Genomic DNA, 17,298 nt, shown 5'->3' on the forward strand with positions numbered 1-17,298 from the left:
CACATGTCATCTTTTTTGCTAAATCCATTTAGCCCGGCAACGGTGTCGGGTGTGGGATTCCAACGGAGGATGAAAATGGACGAAGTGCAAGTGAACGGTGCCAAGGGCATCGCTTCCCCACAAGAGGTGTCCGGAGAGGGCACCAGCGCCGCGCGGCGTTTCAGTACCCGGATCAAGTCCTTCTTTGCAGGAGGATTCCGGGAGGGTTCCAGCGGATCTTCGAGGCCGGCAGTACGTCGCGGCACGGTGCTTGCAGCCGGTGTCATGGTTCTCGGTGTCGCCGTGACAGGATGCTCGGGCAACGGGACGGGCGGGGCTGCGGCGACCGGAAAGCCGTATACCGCTGATGCTGTCACCTTTGCCACCTCGGTAGTTCCGCCTTCGCTGAACCCGGCGATCGGTGATCCGGCCTACTCTCCGATGTACCAGTGGGCTTATGACCCCCTGGTTGTCATGAAGGGCGACGGCACGTTCTCTGCCGGGCTCGCTGAGAAGTGGGGTTACGTCGGCGACGGCAACACAACCTACGAGCTGACGCTTCGCCAGGGACTGACCTTCAGCGATGGCGTCGCTCTGGACGGCGCGGCGCTGAAGAAGAACCTCGACTACCTGCGTTCCCAGACCCTCGGCACTCCTGCGACTTTGTTGGCCTCGGTGCAGAGCGTCGAAGTCACGGATCCGTTGACTGTTCGTCTGACGTTGTCCCGCCCTGATCCGGGACTGACCTTCTACTTCGCTCAGGCGTTCGGCGCTGGCTACCTGATCAGCCCGGCCTCCCTGGACAATCCAGCATCGCTTGACGCGGCCACTGCGGGGGCCGGGCCGTACATGCTCGACGCTGCCCAGACTGTCGCCGGGGATCACTACACGTTCGTGAAGAACCCCAAGTACTGGAGCCCGGAACGTCAGCACTTCAGCACTGTGACCGTTCGCGTGATCGCAAACCCGTCCTCCACGGTGCAGGCAATGCAGGCCGGACAAGTACAGGCCGCCCTCGGTGACTCCACGACCCTGCCGGCTGCACGCGCAGCGGGGCTGCAGGTCATCGCACCGCCTCAGGCTCTGTCCGGAATCAACCTGGCCGACCGCGAAGGAAAACTCGCCAAGCCCCTTGGTGATGTCAGGGTCCGGCAGGCCCTGAACATGGCCGTGGACCGCAAGGCCATCGCCAAGGCGCTCTACGGATCCGAGGATCTCGCCCTGTCGCAGTACGCCCTTGAAGGACAGGCTGCTTTCAACAAGGACCTCAACGAGAAGTACAAATACGATCCGGAAGCCGCGAAGGCGCTGCTCGCCGACGCCGGGTACAAAGACGGCTTCACGTTGCCGGTTCTCAGCACTTCCCTGGCTGGCCTCGACAAACTGACCCAGGCAATCGGCGGACAGCTCGAGCAGGTCGGGGTCAAACTTGAGCTGACCACACAGGCGGCGGCTCCGGATTACTTCACGGCCATGGTCTCGGGGAAATACCCTGCAGCTGTCATCGGCTATGGGCTGGCGGACATGAACACGCTCTACTCCGGCTTCGTCAACCCGGCCGGGCCCTTCAACTGGTTCAAGACGGTCGATCCGAAACTTGATGAGCTGTACACCCAGTACCGGACTGCAGATGAAAAGTCAGGTGCTGCACTGCAGCAGCAGATCAACGCCCGGCTTGTCGAGCAGGCCTGGACCATTCCGGTCGTCGGCGCCCCATTGAGCTACTACCTCGCCCCTGGTCTGACAGGTTTCGATGCAACATCGGCGAACGCCGGAGTTCCGCTGGTCACCGACCTGCGCCCGACCGAATAAGAAAGATACAAAGCCGTGCTTAGGTTGATCCTGCGCCGATTGGCGCTGTCGATTCCGCTGGCGCTCATCGCGTCAATGATCTCGTTTGTCCTCGTCCCCTTCCTTCCCGGCGACGCGGCCAGGGCCCTGCTTGGACCCAACGCCACCGCGGCCCAGCTCGCTGCGGCCCGGGAAGAGCTGGGGCTGAACCTCCCGCTGTGGCAGCAATACTGGAACTGGCTGACAGGCGCGCTGCACGGGGATCTGGGAACGTCGTTGATCAGCCGGCAGCCTGTAACGGACCTTCTCAATGCACGGCTGGAACCATCCCTGTCCCTGATCATCGGGGCCACCCTTGTGGCCTCGGTGATCGGGATAGCGATGGGCATCCGCGCAGCGCGCCGCGGCGTCCTCGGACGCGTCGTGGATTCCTCCTCGATCCTCGCTCTGGCCATCCCCGACTTCTGGCTGGGACTGGTGCTGGTGGTTATCTTCGCCGTGCAACTCAGGCTCCTGCCCCCGACCGGGTATGTCTCGGTGACCGATGATCCCGGGCTGTGGATTCAATCGCTGATCCTTCCGATCATCACGTTGTCCCTGCCGGCCCTCTCACGCATCGCCAAGCAGACCCGGGATTCCATGGCGACGGCCTTGGACGGAACCTATGTACGCACGCTGCGTGCGGCGGCCGTGAAGGAAAACTCAATCATCTACCGGCACGCTCTGCGCAACGCCGCGGTGCCGATCCTGACCGTCATCGGAATTGTCTTCGTGGGAGCCCTCGGTGGGACGGTGGCCATCGAATCCATCTTCGCCATCCCCGGGCTGGGCAGCACCGCAGTCCAGGCCACCGCGTCCCGCGACCTGCCCCTGATCCAAGGGGTGGTCGTCTACTTCACGCTCATCACGATCGTCGTCAACCTGATTGTCGACCTCGCGTACGGCTACTTCAACCCACGTGTGAGAGTTCAATGACAGCGACAATATCCCCCCGATCACGCCAGACCGGACCCGGCACGACACCCAAACGGACCTCCTGGTTGGGTCGCGCCTGGAAAGGCCAACCCCTCGGGGTCATTGCCAGCCTCTTCATTCTGCTGGTCCTGATTCTCGGTATCCTCGCCCCCGTGATCGCCCCCTTCCCGGCCGGGAAACAGGACCTGCTGGTCACCCTCACCGGACCCAGCAGCACCCACTGGCTCGGCGCGGACACGCTCGGCCGCGACATCCTGAGCAGGCTCCTCTACGCAACCGTTCCCTCTCTCGGGTACGCCTTGGTCGCATTGGCTGTCTTCCTGATCATCGGCGTGCCGTTGGGAATCATCGCCGGTTACCGCGGCGGACGTCTGGACAGCGTGATCAGCCGTGCAGCTGAAATCACCATGTCCATTCCGGCAGTCATCATTCTGCTGGTCGTCCTGGCCGTCTTTTCCTCCAGCCCTGTCGCCGCGATGGTCGCCCTGGGCCTTCTCGGCTCCCCCGGCCTGATCCGCGTTGTCCGGGGCGTGACCCTCGTGGTCAGGGAAGAAGCCTTCGTCACCGCCGCCACGGTTGCCGGGGTGAAGCCGGTCAACATCATGGCCACGCACCTGGCGCGCCGGGCCTTGGGACCCATCCTCGTCCAGGCATCCGTCTTCATCGGCGCCGCCCTGGTGGTCCAGGCCGCGCTGGCGTTCCTGGGGCTGCTCTCCGATGGAGACCGTCCCACCTGGGGTGGCATGATCGGCGAAGCATCCACTGTCATCTCACTTACCTCTTGGCCGCTTGTCCCTCCCGGACTCATCATCATCTTCACGGTCATGGCCTTCGGGCTTCTGGGCGACGCCATCCGCGATGCCACCTCCGATGAAGGCCCCACCACGGTGCGCAAGCGCCGGGGGGCAGTCATCCCGGCACCGGCCGACGCCGATCTTGGTCCCGGCGCGACAAGTCATCTCCTGCAGGTACGGAACCTGAGGGTCTCCCTCGATAACGGTGTGGCACTGGTGGATGACGCGACCTTTTCCGTGGACGAGGGAGAAATCGTCGCTGTCGTCGGCGAATCCGGATGCGGCAAATCGGTCACGGCCCTGGCGACCCTCGGCCTGCTGCCGCCGGGGCTGCACATTGCCGGGGGCAGCGTCATCTTCGACGGCGTCGATCTTCTCCAAGGAGGGCCCCAGGCATACGCGGCCGTCCGGGGACAAGGCATCGGTTATGTTGCCCAGGATGCTCTCGGCAGCCTGGACCCGACCCACACCATCGAAAGCCACCTACGCGAAGTCATCCTGCGCCACGAACAGCTTCCGTCGGCGCGCCTGAAAGACCGCACCCACGAACTCCTGGAACAAGTACAGATCGCTGACCCTGCCCGGGTGCTCAAGCTTTACCCGCACGAAATCTCAGGCGGCATGGCCCAACGCATCAACATTGCCCTCGCACTGGCCGGTCGTCCCCGCCTGATCATCGCCGATGAGCCCACCACCGCCCTCGACGTCACCGTCCAGTCAGAGATTCTCTACCTGCTTCGCGAGCTCCAGCGCTCAACCAAGATGAGCGTGCTCATCATCACCCACAACTGGGGCGTCGTCGCTGACATCGCTGACCGGGCCGTGGTGATGTATGCCGGTGAGGTCGTGGAAATGGGTGACGTATACACCGTCTTCAAAGCCCCCCGGTTCCCCTACACGGCCGCGCTCCTGGCTGCTGACCCTAGCGTATCCCCGCTCGGTGAACGACTGGAGACCATCCCGGGACGCGTTCCCGCTCCCGGCAGTTGGCCCTCCGGATGCAGGTTCTCCGGCCGGTGCCCCTTCGCCACCGAGGCATGCCTCGAAGGGCCTCTGCCCCTGCGTGTTGTCCCGACAGGATCGGTCACCCGCTGCATCCGTGCCGAAGAACTTGCCAGTGAAGGAGTGTTGGACCGATGAACGAAACTGCAGCTCCGGTGCTCAACGCCGAAAACATCACCGTCCGCTTCCGACGCGGGCGGGTGAGCTTCACAGCGCTCGACAACGTCAGCGTACGCATTCCCCGCGGCGCCACGGTCGGCCTGGTCGGCGAGTCCGGCTCGGGCAAGTCAACACTGGCCAAAGCAATCCTTGGACTCGTGCCCATCACCACCGGCCGGGTGGAACTGCTCGGCCACGACATCACCCACCTGGCCGGCAAACGCCGGAGGGAGCTCGGCCGCTCCATCCAAGCAGTTTTCCAGGACCCCAACACCTCCTTGAATCCCTCGTTCACCATCCGACGCAGCCTCATCGAGCCCTTGAAAGCGCAGAACATGCTGGGCGAGGTGGACGTGGACGCCCGTGTGGCCGACGTTCTCACCGCCGTCGGTATGGAACCGGACGCAGCATCACGGCGTCCGCGCCAGTTCTCCGGCGGGCAGCGGCAGCGCATCTCCATTGCGCGGGCGTTGATCACCAACCCGGAAATCGTTGTCTGCGATGAGGCTGTCAGCGCACTTGACCTGTCCGTGCAGGCCCAAGTGCTCAACCTGCTCTCGGACCTTCAACGTGAACGCGGTCTAAGCTACCTGTTCATCAGCCATGACATGTCCGTGGTGAAACATATTTGCCACGAAGTGACCGTGCTGTACCGGGGAACCATCAAAGAATCCGGACCAACCCAGCTGGTCACCACCCAGCCGGCCGACCCCTACACCAAGGCTCTGCTCATGGCGGCCCCCATCGCCGACCCCCAGCTGCAGCGCCAACGACAACGACAAACAAGCTCCGCAGCGGCCCTGTAGCCGCCCGTTACATTTATTCCGTCCCCGAAGGCCGGGGATTTGGTCGCTGGACCTGGTATGACTTTCTTGCCCTGTCACTGATGATCCGGGGGGTGTTGTCGCCAGGTTCGGAGACACGCGTTGACTGCTGATAGGGACACGGCCGGCTCCTTCCGCGGGGCCAGGTCTCTTTGTAACGTGGGTGCCAGCATCGGGTGTCGTGACTGCGGCCATAAGTGGTGCAAAGGAGCGCCGGATGGACGAAGAATACGAGGTCTACTGCGGGCTTGATGTCGGCAAGTCCGAGCATCACGCCGCAGCGCTGAACGCGACCGGTGAGCGGGTATTCGATAAGCCGTTGCCGCAGGACGAGGCCCGGCTGCGCGAGCTTTTCACCGGTCTGCAGCAGCACGGTCGGGTCCTGGTGATCGTGGACCAACCGAACACCATCGGCGCACTGCCGATAGCCGTGGCACGGGACTGCGGCTGCACCGTTGCATACCTGCCCGGCCTAGCGATGCGCAAAGCCGCTGACCTGTACCCCGGAAAGTCCAAAACGGACGCGCGGGATGCGTTCATCATTGCCGAGACCGCACGTGCCATGCCGCACACCCTTCGGGCAGTAGACCGGGACAGCGAAGTGCTCGCCGCGCTGAAGGTGCTCTCCGGATTCGACGCTGACCTGACCCACGAGTGCACCAGGGCGATCAACCGTTTGCGGTCCCTGCTGCTACAGATTTTCCCCGCCCTGGAGCGCGTCTTCCCGGGAACAGTGCTGACCCGGTCTCTGGTCCTGGAGTTGTTGATCAAGTACTGGGGGCCGACCGGGTTGCGGGCCGCCGGGCGGTCCAACGTGCTGCGCTGGGCCAGAAACCACAGCCGGAAGGATCCGGGGAATCTGGTCGACGCGATCTTCGCCGCACTGGGCGAGCAGACGGTCACTGTCATCGGTACCGAAGCCGTCGAACTGGTCATTCCCCGCGTTGCTGGCCAAATCAAGGAACTCAAACACCAGCGAGCCATCGTGGCCGAAGAAGTCGAAAAGCTCCTCGATGATTTCCCTCTTTCCCAGGTCTTGATGTCCATGCCGGGAGTAGGCATCAAGACCGCAGCGACGATACTCCTGACCATCGGCGATGCCGGCACGTTCACTTCCGCTGGGCACCTCGCGGCCTACGCGGGCATTGCCCCGGTCACACGACGCTCCGGCACCTCGATACGCGGTGAATTCCCTGCCCGATCAGGCAACAAGCAGCTCAAGAACGCACTGTTCAGATCCGCTTGGATCGCCAGTTGCCACCACGCGGCTTCGAAGGCCTACTACCAAAAGAAACGGGACCAGGGGAAGAAGCACAACGCCGCCGTCATCTGCCTTGCTCGGCGCCGCTGCGACGTCATCTACTCAATGCTCAGAAACGGCACCCTCTACGAGGAGAAACCCGCCCAAGCCGCTTGACGAAAAGCATAGGGACACCCCCCTTTTGCACCACACTAAAACCCCTTTAGAAAGGCCTTCCCATGCCCGTCATCCCAGCCATCGAAACACTGCTCGCCAGCATCCCCTCACAATCGGCGTTGGCGGAAATGAGCCTCGAGGACCAGCGCAAGGCCGGTAACGAAGGCGCCGTCGCCCTGGCCTCCGTTGTCGCCGAGGACCCCCGCGAGGTAGGCACCATCACCGAAGTCGAAGTAGAAGTCGACGGTGGGCACATCACCTTGCGGGTGTACCAGCCGGAGAACTCCGGGCCGCACCCCATCCATCTCTACTACCACGGCGGCGGCTGGATGTTCGGCACGATCGATGACCCGTTTGTCGACATCCTCTGCCGCGAACGGACCGCCCTGGCAGGCTACTTAAGCGTCGCCGTCGAATATCGTCTGGCACCCGAAAACAAATTCCCCATTCCGCTCAACGACTCCTACGCAGCACTGGAGTGGATCGCCGAGCACGCCGCACAATTCGATGGCGACCCGACCCGCATCACCGTCGGCGGCGGGTCCGCCGGTGCCAACCTCGCCGCCGCTGTGGCCCTCAAAGCACGGAACGAGAACGGGCCAGCGATCACCTTCCAACTTCTGGAGGTGCCGGCCTTGGACCTGACCGCAAGCAGCCCCTCGGTAGAGAAGTACGGCACCGGTGAGTATCCGCTCTCCCAAGCTGAACTGCAGGCCTGCATCGATGGCTACCTGTCCACCGCTGAGGACGCGAAAAACGAGTACGCCTCCCCTCTGCTGGCCCAGGACCTGACCGGGCTTCCGCCCGCCCACATCATGCCTTCCGAATACGACCCCCTGCAGGACGACGCAACGCGCTACGCCGAGCGGCTCAGGGACGCAGGAGTCCAAGCAACCCTCACCCTCGGTGCCGGCCACATTCACGGGTCCTCGCAGTTCACCAAGCTGCTCCCCGAAGCAGCTGCCTGGCGGGATGAGGCCATCGCCCACCTGATCGAGCACGCAAAGTCCCACTCGATCACCCCCGCATAACGCCTTCAAAGCCCTAGTTAGGACACAACTTGGCCCTCAAACCCGATGACCGATGGATCTGGGACTTCTGGCACGTCGAGCACGAAAACACTCATCATCTCTACTACCTGCAGGCACCGAAAACCCTCAGCGACCCTGAACTGCGGCACCGGAACGCCACAGTCGGGCACGCAACATCGACGGACCTCAGCACCTGGACCGAACACGGCACCGTGCTCACTCCCGGAGGCGCCGGAACGGTCGACGCTTCCGCCACATGGACAGGTTCCATCGTCCGCGCCGACGACGGGACGTGGTGCATGTTCTACACCGGCTCCACCTTCCTCTCCCCGGAGACAACGACCAACATCGAGGTGATCGCCAAGGCCGTATCCACGGACCTCCACACCTGGACCAAGGACCCGTCCTTCGCCCTCCACGCCGACCCGAACTGGTATGAAACACTTGGCGACTCCGACTGGCCCGAAGAGGCTTGGCGGGACCCATGGGTATACAGAGACGGCGCCGGCCAGTGGCACATGCTGATCACCGCCCGGGCCAACACCGGAGCCTCCATAGACCGTGGCGTCGTCGGACACGCGACATCACCGGACCTGTCCACGTGGACCGTTCAACCACCTCTTACCGAGCCCCGCCACGGCTTCGCTCACCTGGAGGTCTTTCAGAAACTGACCCTCAACGGCCAGGAGATGATCCTCTTCTCCGCACATGACCAGGTCATTTCCGGAGAACGGCGCGCCAACGGTGCCACCACCGGCACCTGGGCCGCGCCCTGGAACGAACATATCGACCTCGACCTGGCGATCAACCTCAGCGGTGCCGGGCTGTACAGCGGACGCATCATTGACCGCCAAGGGGTTCCGATGTTCCTGGGCTTTGAACTCACCGACGGAATCGAACCTTTCGTGGGTGGAATCAGTGACCCGATACCCATCGAGTCCGCCCACGGACACGTGAGGCTCTCCAACGAAGCCCGGATTTCGTAGAAGATGCCCACCACACCATCGGGCATCTTCTACGACAGCCAAGGCCCTGTCGACGGCCCCCCCGTTCTGCTGCTGGAAGGCTACACAGGCCAACTCATCGGATGGCGTGAAGAGTTCTGCGCCCTGCTCACCAGCAGGGGCCTGCGGGTCCTCCGGATGGACAACCGAGATATCGGTCTTTCCCGCCACGAGCAACAGGGGACCTCCTACACCCTCGCGGACATGGCAGACGACGTCAGGGAGGTCATCGACGCCGCCGGAATCGGGCGCGCAACGATCGTCGGGCAATCAATGGGCGGTTTGATCGCCCAGCATCTGGCCCTCAACCACCCTGAAGTCGTTGCGGCGCTGGTGCTTTTCTACACCACCCCGACCATCCGGGACATTACTGAGGACGTCTTTAAGGCCGAGATCCTCGCTCCGCAAACCCGCGCCGAAGCGATCGAAGTCTTCCTGGAAGGTAACCGGAACACCGTTTCACCGGCCTACGGCTACGACGAAGCGGGCCAACGTCTGCTTGCCGGACGCATGTGGGACCGCGACCAGGACCATTCCGGGATACCGCGCCAGCGTGAAGCCATCAGGCAGATGCCCGAGCTCACCGGACGGCTCCCGGAGATCGACGTTCCGGTAGCACTGATTCACGGCCAGGATGACCTGCTTATATCGCACCAAGGGACACTGCGCCTGTGGCACCAGCTGCCTCACGCCGAACTACACCTGTACCCGGGGATGGGGCATGAAGTCGCCCGAGTACTATGGCCCGAATTCGGTGGCATCATCACCCGGACCACCCGCCGCGCTCTCGAGGCATCAGCCCACCCGCCGCAATGATGCGCCTCACCGCTGACGCCCCTGTTCTCGGGCATCCTAGGCCGGGCAGTCGGTGTCCACGACGGCCGCGCGCCCACAGATTCCAGTCGAACAGCCAGGCGACGGCGACCCATTGCGCACCCGCGGCTGCAACCTACACAGGACCGTGATCCGAAAGCCTGTCAGTCCTACCCTTACAGACCATGCCGCCCCGCGAAGCACCTTAGACGATTCCCAACCCGACGACGTCTTGGAGAAATTCATGAATATCATTCCTCGCATGATCCGCTGTGGCCCCGCCCGGCCCCCGATGGTGACACTCGGAATTGCCCTCAGCATGACAGCAGCCTTGGTAACAGCCCCGGTCTCGGTCGCTGAAGATTTACCGGCGACACCAGGCACAACCCCGGTTCCGGGCGCGACCATCATCGGCGAGCAGTGGCTCACTCAGCGGACACTGGAACTGACCGTCGCCACACCGTCCTTCACCACGCCGGTCAAGGTCGAGGTGATGCTACCTAACGGGTACGCAGCAACAGCAGAGGATCAAGACTGGCCGGTCACCTACTACACACATGGCACCAACGGTAGCCAAGCCCTATTCCGGACCGCGTACAGGGGCGAAGAGCTGACGGCTTCCTACCCATCGATCGTTGTTTCGCCCGCCGGTCATTCCGGGTACTGGAGCGACTGGAACAACAACGGCGCCGGCGGACCGCCGATGTATGAAACCTTCGTTATCGAGCAGCTGATACCCCTCATTGATGCGAACTTCCATACGAAGGGCGACCGCCCGCACCGGGCCATTCTTGGCGACTCGATGGGCGGGTATGGAGCCCTTATGCTCGCCGCCCGCCACCCCGACCTCTTTGTCGCCGGAACCAGCCTTTCGGGCGCCGTCGACACCAATTGGGCTCCAGGTTCCGTCGTGTCATCCGCCAGCCCCGCTATAGATCTGGCCCTCCCGGACTCCATCTATGGGCCCCGCCCCACCAACGAGGTCATCTGGCGAGGACACAACCCCACAGATCTCGCCGCGAACCTGGGAAATCTGGACCTGCAAGTGTATACGGGCAACGGTATCCCTGGAGTCCAGGAACTCGGAAATCCTCTAACGCCCTACGGCTGCCCGATCGAGAGTGGGGTCATCTACCCCGAAACACAGAACCTGCACAAAACCCTCATCGGACTCGGTGTCCAGCACAAGTTCAGCGCCTACAACTGGGGCTGCCATACCCCTGAGATGTTCCAGCAACAGATCGCTGACACCCTGCCCAGGTTCGCGGAGGTCTTCGCCCGGAACCTACCTGCACCCGCAAGCTTCGACTACAGCTCCATCGAACCGAGTTTCAACGTTTTTGGTTGGTCCGCGATAGCCGACCCCAACCGTGCAACGGAATTCCTCGACCTGCGCGATGTCAGCACTGCCGGTTTCACCATCACCGGCAGCGGTTTGACCCGGATCACGACGCCACCGATCTTTTCGGGCAATAGGCCCGTCACCGTCTTGATCAACGGTGCGGCTACGACGCTCAGGGCTGATAGTACCGGTCGAATCACCATCGCTGTCGATCTCGGTCGGGCCGACCATGATCAGCAGTTCACCCTTGATGCCGACACCTCCCTACGGACCAGCGTAGTCAGCATCCTTCGTCGTTAGATTTACCGTCAGTTGGTGCCCCCTCCCCCAGATGGGGAAGGGGGCGCCGGTGCTTTACACAGCCAGATATAGGGCAGCAGTATTGCCTGGGATAACACGGTGTCTTTGAATTCAGCCCTGACCGAAGCGGCACGTGCCCCTCGGTCCAATTCTTGTCCCTTTTTACCGGTCCCCCGAGACTCCCGCCGATGTTGGGTACCTCGCCCTGAGTGGGGATCAGCGGGAGCAAACCTCACTCTGCAGGCGTTCACTATGAAAGTCCGTGACGAGAACGGTCCCTCGAGCGCCTTCCATCTGATGGAAGTTCCGATGGTGGACCTCACTATGAGCCACCCAGACGTCGAACTCGGTTCGATGTACTCCCTGCACCGCTCGACGGCCGGGCAGGTCGCCGGTGCTTACGTTGGTGAGTCAGCGCAGGACGCGGCCCACGTCGCGACAAGTGACGTGGGCCCACACTGCAGCGGCGGCTGAGTCAGAGTGTCATCTCAGTCCCCGGCGCTCCGGCGAAAGGGGGCGTCACCACCGGACTCTTAGTGGTCACGTTGAACACTGGCCACCCTGTCGTCGTCGTTGCCTCCGGACCCGTGGCCTCAACTTGTGCTTCCGGTTCGGCAACCGCGCGGGCTGCTCGCTGATACGTGGCAGTCCCAAACCGTAGATCTGGGCCAATCGTGTCAGCGATGATGCGTCGAGCTTCACGCCGTTCTCCGTCTTTGTCGTAAGAACGGAACTCCAGTTCACCGGAAACGGTTACAGGATCACCCTTCTTTAGGGAGTTAGTAGCGTTTTCCGCCAACATCCGGAATGCCGAGACGTTATGAAAGACTGGCTCTCCGTCCCGCCAGGTTCCATCGGGGTTTTGGATCCGCTGGTTAACAGCCACCCGAATTTTCGCGTGAGGCGTCCCGGAATCTCCAATGGTGAGCTCGGGATCCGCAACGAGGTTCCCAGCGATGGTGATGGGGATTCTTGTGTTCATGGTCGTTCACCTTCCTTGCCGACAGGACTCTCCCACCGGACAACTGCTGCGCTTTATGGCCCCTTCAACTCCGGGCCGTTCAAAGAAAGGCCTGGGCCAGGAACTCCTGCATAGGTGGCGTTCGCTGATACCGGCTGATCAGCACTGACCGCAGCGAACTTGCCTCCAAAACCTGGAGGATCTGAAACTGCGAGAATGCCCTTGGTCGCGGCCGTCACTCGCCCCAGCACGGACTTGGCGATATCGACGCGCGACGCTGCTGCCCGCTCACCCCCTGCGTCATGCCGAATGTCCTTCTCGGTTCTAATCACAGCGTCCGCCCAACCAGCCAAGTAAGTGGCAGATTGCGGCCCCCGGTCGATCCCGTGAGCCCTTAGGACGGTGTACGCCACCGACTCGGCTTCCACTTCGGCCAGTCCGCGATGGTTAGCGCTGCTGCCATATAGTCGACCAACGTTGTCTTCCGGCCCGTGCAACAGGACGTGTCCCAGCTCGTGGGCAAGGACAGCAACTCGCTCCTCGTCGTTCATCCAGAGGCCGACTTGTATTCGACGGGCGTCAAAGTCGGTGTAGCCACTTGTGTAGCCGTACTGATAGCCAGTCACCTCAACCCGGAAGCCGTGTCCTTTCGCCACGTCACTCAGGGAGTTCCATAGATCGTCTAGGTTAGCCTCAGACTCAGGGGCTGCCCGCGGCACGAGGATCGGCGTTCCCTCCGTTTGCGTGACGTCGAATACAGCTTGTCCTCGCCAACCCGTGATGATGTTTTTCTTCCCAAGACTGACGGCTCCATCCGGCGCCGTATGAGTTACTGGCAGCAGCTTCCGCTGCCCGTCCGCCAATTTCAGTTCCTGCATGGAGGCCGTCCGCGGCGCGATCACCCAGAGCGCGTGCTCGCCACGCAGTACCGTTCGCCCGTGACGAGCCCACTCCTTGTAGCCGGCAACCAACGACGGCTCCCCGGCCCCGCGCTGCGCCATCTGCATCAACAGCAGGGCAACGTTGCCCCCTGAGTAGCGCCAGAGAGTTGCAGAGGCATCGAGCAAAACCTGCCATCGAGATGGAGACTCAATGGCTTGCCCAAGAGCAGCGTGGAGTCCTTCAGTAAGGTTCGCGATGCGCTCTTCCGGTGACATTCGAACGCTAGGCGCGGCGCCGGCGTCGTCAGCCCCGCCGGACGGGACAGCGTTCGATTCAGGTTCAGTGGCCACGACAGCCATCCTTAATGCTCCTAAGTCAGCCCTTATAAGGGATCACCTATCCATGGCGTCCCAAAGCCAGGACGCCATGACCAGATCAGCTCCGGGGCTGGTGCGCGCTCAATTTCCACTCGTCGAACGCGGGGTCCGCGGGGACAATCCTCGGGGTCGGTTCTTTGTGGCTCTGCAGTCCCACACAACCTGCAGTTCGCGTGTGGGTTCGGAGACGCTCGACGCCATGTGGAAGCCTTTCGTGGAATGCCAATGGGCCGAATCCCGCATCGTCCGCTGTATACGAGGCCATCTCGGCTCGTTGCAAGGCATACAGCTCAGCCACCACTTCCGAATGCCGCCACCAGCAGTCCGGCACAACAGAGGTCGTGAGCTGATAGGTGGCCACAAACCATCGAACCCATTCAAAGAGGCCCTGCCAAACGACCTCTGCTTGTTCCGAGGACATGTCCCGCCAGCGGTGTGTTACCCCAACTGTTCGGGGCGATGGCTGAAATGAGGAGCGAAACAACTCGGCCGTTAGTTCGTCGTCAAGGTCTGGTACGTTGCCAACTTCGAAGTCTGAATCGTCAGCCTGGGTGCTCATGATTCAACCTCACTATTCAATTCCTGGCGGCTCAGGTGACCGGCAGCCAACTCCCGCTCTGTTTCCACTTTGGAACGGCCCAGTTCCGCCGCGTCCTTGCGTTTATGCCAGTCGCGCAGGTCCAGAAGTATGGGTCGAGTTCTGCGTCCGAGCATGAGTGCAGTACCAACGGGGAGACGGCGGATTTCGTCCAGGCGGATCACCGGACTCTCCCGGATCTGTTCGCCGTCTTGGCGTCCTTGAGCGGACCAGGACCGGGTGTTCAAGATGACGCTCCGCTCCCCCAGCAGGCCCGCCAACGACCGCAGGTCTCCCTCGTCAGAACCTCCGCCGAAGATCACCTTGATGATTGCGGAGTCCCAAATAGTCGCCGCCTCCTCAAGCGACCAACCACTGCGTGCTTGGGACAGTGACTGAAGGACTACCAGAGTCGAGATCCCAATCCCTCCGCCGTCTGAGAGGACGACGGGGAGCCCGGGCCACGGGGACAAGTTGGCGATCTCATCAAGGATCAGTGACAACGGCGGATCCAAACGGCCGCCTGCAGAAACAAAAGCCATCTCGCGGGCGGCATTGTCGATGTCGTCAATCAGCGCGGAGAGATATGGTCCTGCGGCGGCTGCTCCAGATCGCGTGCCAATGAGATACAGAGTCCCCCTCTGTCTGATGAACGCTTTAGGGTCGAACTCCTGTGCTTCATCCTGCGGATTCAGCGCCGCCAGAACACGTGGCGAGGATAATGGTGCGACTGCCGCTGAAACGCCGATCCACGAGTTCGACGTGTTGCGAGGATCGTCCTCCAAAATCCCCATCAAGTCTGCCTGCCATCCGAGGGCTGCTCCGGCACCGCCGAGGATATCCAGCGCTTCACGCGCCAGGACCGGGCTGGATGACCAACGGCGAAAGGCCGCGATACCCTCCCCCGATAGGGCCGCTGCGTGAAGGAGACACTGCAGAACGATGAGAGAGCGCTTTTGCCACGCTGCGTTCTCACCCTTCATTTCTGTGTCGGCTGTAATCACTAAGGCTCGACGGGTTGCGATATCAGGATCACCGCACCCTCGGACGGGCGACCATCGAAGCGTTGACGGTAGCCCCGACATGCCTTGCGGATCAAAAACAGTCACTGGACGCCCTCCACTCATCCGGGCCCTCATCGTCACTACCAAGTTGTCGGCGCGTGTGGATGTCGTCACCACGGCGCCAGGTGCGTCCAAGATCGCATTGATGACGACATACAAGCCCTTGCCCGATCGAGGCGCACCTTGAATCACCATCGATTCCTCTGTCGAGACGTGGATGGTCACTCCCCGCGAGCGGCCGAGAGTCCAGGAAACGTCGTGGATGCTCGGCCTCGGCAGTCCGGGACGCGTGTACTGCCCCCGCCGTCGGACAGCCCTGGAGCCAAAGTCACGAACTATTTCTGCTCTTCCAGCTATACCGTCCCTGTTAAGAATGTCTTGCCGGAGCCAGGCCCCGGACTGTTTCCACATTCTCCAGCCGAGCGCTCCGCCGACGGCGAGCGCCGCGATCAAAGCAAGCACGCCGCCTACTATCCACCAGAGTGCAACCATGTCGACTGCGCATTCTCCGGAGCTTTGCGTGATCCAGTCAGGGCGCCCAGCCAACAGCCCGACGCCGGCTGCAGGATTGAAGGACGACGGCGGCCTGCCGCCACACTGCCGGGGCGCAACTACCGAGGCCGCTGCCTGGATGAAAAAGCAAAAGACCACGTAGGCAGCAATCGACCATAGACCTACCGAGACCATCGGATTGGTATTTCCGGATCGACTTCTCACAAGTGCATCCGATCGTCTGTACCGAAGACTTCGAGCTCGTCGGTGGTCACCCGATTGGCCACTATGAACGATCGGTTCCCCACTTTCCAAAGCCCAACGCCCTTGGGCAGATTCTCGACGTGACCGCACTCAGCTTCCGTAAGTCCCAGCGCCTCTTTAGTTAGCCGCATAGCGTCGTGCTTCTGGCGGTAGATGACTCGGGTGTCTGCCTCAGTCAGCAGGCCAAGCGCTTTCTGCCTATGCCCGCTAGTGCTGTCGCCGATCTCGTTGAGGTCTGCCACTTTGTGCATGATCAGGAGGTTGGCTATCCCATAGGTGCGGGCGAGCCTCCACTGCTCGCTCATCTTGGCCAACATGTATGGATCGGCGAGCATGCGCCAACCTTCGTCGTACACCACGAGCCGCTTTCCGCCGTCGGGGTTTGTCACAGCTGCCTCCAGCCAGGTGGCGCCACAAGCGGCTGCAAGAGACAGCGCCTGCTCGGACGCGCCGATCAAGCCTGAGGTGTCCATGACCATCATTGGGGCGTCGGCGTCGAACGCCACAGTGGAGGGTGCATCGAACATCCCTTCCAAGTCGCCGGACACAGTCCGCCGCAAGGAGTGACCCACCGAAGTCCCTCCGTCCCTACCAACAAGAGCCAAGGTCTCCGGCGAAGGACTCAGCAGGTGCTCCAGCACCATGGGCAGCGTCGGCGTCGAGTTCTCAGCCGTCGTCTCCATCAGCGCCATGTCCAGGGCCGTGTGCTCAACTGGGTGAAGCGGAGTGCCTTGGCGCATGAGGGACACGAGAGCTACCAGCAGCTGCCGCCGCCGCTGCCTCACGACAGCCTTCCATTGCGTATCCGTGAGCGAGCTCGGTCTGGACCCGGCATCCAAGGGATTCACACGAGCCGACCGGCCCGGGCCAACAGAAATCACCTTGCCGCCGGTAGCATTGGCGGCGTCAACCCATTCGCCCTTGGGGTCCGATGCGACTGCGGCTTTCCTGCCGAGGGTTATGGACCTGGCTACCAGCGATTTTCCGCACATGGACTTCCCAGTGCCCACTGTGCCGATGACCACGATTGATGGTCCGCTGATGATTCCTTTGTCGTAGAGAATCCACGGATCGTATGAAAAGGCCCCTGATCCGAAGACGTCGGTTCCGATGTAGGTTCCTTCGTGACCCAGGCCGGACTCGGTGATGAACGGATATGCAGCTGCGAACGTCATGGTTGAAGCGCGGTGTGGTGCGGGCCGCAAGCGATGGGGACCCCACAACGAGTTCGCTTCCCGGCTTCCCCAATC

General features: G+C 62.2%; 16 protein-coding genes. 11 read left to right on the forward strand and 5 right to left on the reverse strand.

The features are described from left to right. The first annotated feature begins 75 nt into the window (after positions 1 to 75). From ACFX4T_RS07070 to ACFX4T_RS07115, 10 genes are all read left to right on the forward strand, one after another. On the forward strand, positions 76 to 1,791 hold the full coding sequence (locus tag ACFX4T_RS07070; RefSeq protein ID WP_377651277.1) for an ABC transporter substrate-binding protein: 1,716 nt from the start codon (positions 76 to 78) through the stop codon (positions 1,789 to 1,791). A gap of 15 nt (positions 1,792 to 1,806) precedes the next feature. Continuing rightward, positions 1,807 to 2,745, forward strand: a complete 939-nt coding sequence (locus ACFX4T_RS07075) for an ABC transporter permease (RefSeq protein WP_377651278.1) — start codon at positions 1,807 to 1,809, stop codon at positions 2,743 to 2,745. Beyond that, positions 2,742 to 4,679, forward strand: a complete 1,938-nt coding sequence (locus ACFX4T_RS07080; protein WP_377651279.1) for a dipeptide/oligopeptide/nickel ABC transporter permease/ATP-binding protein — start codon at positions 2,742 to 2,744, stop codon at positions 4,677 to 4,679. Before ACFX4T_RS07075 ends, ACFX4T_RS07080 begins: the two co-directional genes overlap by 4 nt. Beyond that, a complete protein-coding gene (locus ACFX4T_RS07085; RefSeq protein ID WP_377651280.1) occupies positions 4,676 to 5,506 on the forward strand; it encodes an ABC transporter ATP-binding protein in 831 nt (276 codons plus the stop codon). Before ACFX4T_RS07080 ends, ACFX4T_RS07085 begins: the two co-directional genes overlap by 4 nt. A gap of 235 nt (positions 5,507 to 5,741) precedes the next feature. After that, complete coding sequence (locus ACFX4T_RS07090; protein WP_377651271.1) at positions 5,742 to 6,941, forward strand: IS110 family transposase; 1,200 nt, start codon at positions 5,742 to 5,744, stop codon at positions 6,939 to 6,941. A gap of 62 nt (positions 6,942 to 7,003) precedes the next feature. Continuing rightward, positions 7,004 to 7,972: an alpha/beta hydrolase gene (locus tag ACFX4T_RS07095; RefSeq protein ID WP_377651281.1), complete on the forward strand. Its 969-nt coding sequence runs from the start codon at positions 7,004 to 7,006 to the stop codon at positions 7,970 to 7,972. A 29-nt stretch (positions 7,973 to 8,001) separates the two neighbouring features. Continuing rightward, the gene (locus ACFX4T_RS07100) at positions 8,002 to 8,958 is read left to right on the forward strand and encodes a glycosyl hydrolase family 32 (protein ID WP_377651282.1); all 957 of its coding nucleotides are present in this window, start codon (positions 8,002 to 8,004) and stop codon (positions 8,956 to 8,958) included. Positions 8,959 to 8,961: 3 nt separating this feature from the next. Next, positions 8,962 to 9,792 (forward strand): alpha/beta fold hydrolase, encoded by an 831-nt coding sequence (locus ACFX4T_RS07105; RefSeq protein ID WP_377651283.1) that lies wholly within the window; start codon positions 8,962 to 8,964, stop codon positions 9,790 to 9,792. A 241-nt stretch (positions 9,793 to 10,033) separates the two neighbouring features. Continuing rightward, a complete protein-coding gene (locus tag ACFX4T_RS07110; RefSeq protein WP_377651284.1) occupies positions 10,034 to 11,431 on the forward strand; it encodes an alpha/beta hydrolase in 1,398 nt (465 codons plus the stop codon). Between the two features lie 252 nt (positions 11,432 to 11,683). Then, positions 11,684 to 11,905: a hypothetical protein gene (locus ACFX4T_RS07115; RefSeq protein WP_377651286.1), complete on the forward strand. Its 222-nt coding sequence runs from the start codon at positions 11,684 to 11,686 to the stop codon at positions 11,903 to 11,905. Position 11,906: 1 nt separating this feature from the next. On the opposite strand, the gene ACFX4T_RS07120 is transcribed toward ACFX4T_RS07115, so the two are convergent. The 4 genes from ACFX4T_RS07120 to ACFX4T_RS07135 all read right to left on the reverse strand — a co-directional run bounded on the left by ACFX4T_RS07120 (position 11,907) and on the right by ACFX4T_RS07135 (position 15,784). Beyond that, complete coding sequence (locus ACFX4T_RS07120; RefSeq protein WP_377651287.1) at positions 11,907 to 12,413, reverse strand: single-stranded DNA-binding protein; 507 nt, start codon at positions 12,411 to 12,413, stop codon at positions 11,907 to 11,909. A gap of 53 nt (positions 12,414 to 12,466) precedes the next feature. After that, positions 12,467 to 13,624 carry an ArdC-like ssDNA-binding domain-containing protein gene (locus ACFX4T_RS07125; protein ID WP_377651288.1) on the reverse strand — a complete coding sequence of 386 codons (1,158 nt, stop codon included), beginning with the start codon at positions 13,622 to 13,624 and terminating at the stop codon, positions 12,467 to 12,469. 85 nt (positions 13,625 to 13,709) lie between these two features. Next, positions 13,710 to 14,210: a hypothetical protein gene (locus ACFX4T_RS07130; protein WP_377651289.1), complete on the reverse strand. Its 501-nt coding sequence runs from the start codon at positions 14,208 to 14,210 to the stop codon at positions 13,710 to 13,712. Beyond that, on the reverse strand, positions 14,207 to 15,784 hold the full coding sequence (locus ACFX4T_RS07135) for a type IV secretory system conjugative DNA transfer family protein (protein WP_377651350.1): 1,578 nt from the start codon (positions 15,782 to 15,784) through the stop codon (positions 14,207 to 14,209). The genes ACFX4T_RS07130 and ACFX4T_RS07135 overlap by 4 nt, the downstream gene beginning before the upstream one ends. On the opposite strand from ACFX4T_RS07135, the gene ACFX4T_RS07140 reads away from it, so the two are divergent. Further along, positions 15,783 to 15,947 carry a hypothetical protein gene (locus ACFX4T_RS07140; RefSeq protein WP_377651355.1) on the forward strand — a complete coding sequence of 55 codons (165 nt, stop codon included), beginning with the start codon at positions 15,783 to 15,785 and terminating at the stop codon, positions 15,945 to 15,947. The genes ACFX4T_RS07135 and ACFX4T_RS07140 overlap by 2 nt on opposite strands. 58 nt (positions 15,948 to 16,005) lie before the next feature. Here the strand turns inward: ACFX4T_RS07140 and ACFX4T_RS07145 are convergent, their stop codons facing one another. Continuing rightward, positions 16,006 to 17,223: an ATP-binding protein gene (locus ACFX4T_RS07145; RefSeq protein ID WP_377651290.1), complete on the reverse strand. Its 1,218-nt coding sequence runs from the start codon at positions 17,221 to 17,223 to the stop codon at positions 16,006 to 16,008. Between the last annotated feature and the right edge of the window lie 75 nt (positions 17,224 to 17,298).

The sequence above is a fragment of the Paenarthrobacter sp. YIM B13468 genome, assembly GCF_042788025.1.
Lineage (GTDB): Bacteria > Actinomycetota > Actinomycetes > Actinomycetales > Micrococcaceae > Arthrobacter > Arthrobacter aromaticivorans.

What these genes read in the sequence shown, in the direction of transcription:
- ACFX4T_RS07085 (WP_377651280.1), top strand. Translation starts at nt 4,676, where the DNA reads ATGAACGAAACTGCAGCTCCGGTGCTCAACGCCGAAAACATCACCGTC.
- ACFX4T_RS07120 (WP_377651287.1), bottom strand. Translation starts at nt 12,413, where the DNA reads ATGAACACAAGAATCCCCATCACCATCGCTGGGAACCTCGTTGCGGAT.
- ACFX4T_RS07090 (WP_377651271.1), top strand. Translation starts at nt 5,742, where the DNA reads ATGGACGAAGAATACGAGGTCTACTGCGGGCTTGATGTCGGCAAGTCC.
- ACFX4T_RS07105 (WP_377651283.1), top strand. Translation starts at nt 8,962, where the DNA reads ATGCCCACCACACCATCGGGCATCTTCTACGACAGCCAAGGCCCTGTC.
- ACFX4T_RS07135 (WP_377651350.1), bottom strand. Translation starts at nt 15,784, where the DNA reads ATGGTTGCACTCTGGTGGATAGTAGGCGGCGTGCTTGCTTTGATCGCG.
- ACFX4T_RS07095 (WP_377651281.1), top strand. Translation starts at nt 7,004, where the DNA reads ATGCCCGTCATCCCAGCCATCGAAACACTGCTCGCCAGCATCCCCTCA.
- ACFX4T_RS07080 (WP_377651279.1), top strand. Translation starts at nt 2,742, where the DNA reads ATGACAGCGACAATATCCCCCCGATCACGCCAGACCGGACCCGGCACG.
- ACFX4T_RS07070 (WP_377651277.1), top strand. Translation starts at nt 76, where the DNA reads ATGGACGAAGTGCAAGTGAACGGTGCCAAGGGCATCGCTTCCCCACAA.
- ACFX4T_RS07130 (WP_377651289.1), bottom strand. Translation starts at nt 14,210, where the DNA reads ATGAGCACCCAGGCTGACGATTCAGACTTCGAAGTTGGCAACGTACCA.
- ACFX4T_RS07140 (WP_377651355.1), top strand. Translation starts at nt 15,783, where the DNA reads ATGTCGACTGCGCATTCTCCGGAGCTTTGCGTGATCCAGTCAGGGCGC.
- ACFX4T_RS07110 (WP_377651284.1), top strand. Translation starts at nt 10,034, where the DNA reads ATGAATATCATTCCTCGCATGATCCGCTGTGGCCCCGCCCGGCCCCCG.
- ACFX4T_RS07115 (WP_377651286.1), top strand. Translation starts at nt 11,684, where the DNA reads ATGAAAGTCCGTGACGAGAACGGTCCCTCGAGCGCCTTCCATCTGATG.
- ACFX4T_RS07145 (WP_377651290.1), bottom strand. Translation starts at nt 17,223, where the DNA reads ATGACGTTCGCAGCTGCATATCCGTTCATCACCGAGTCCGGCCTGGGT.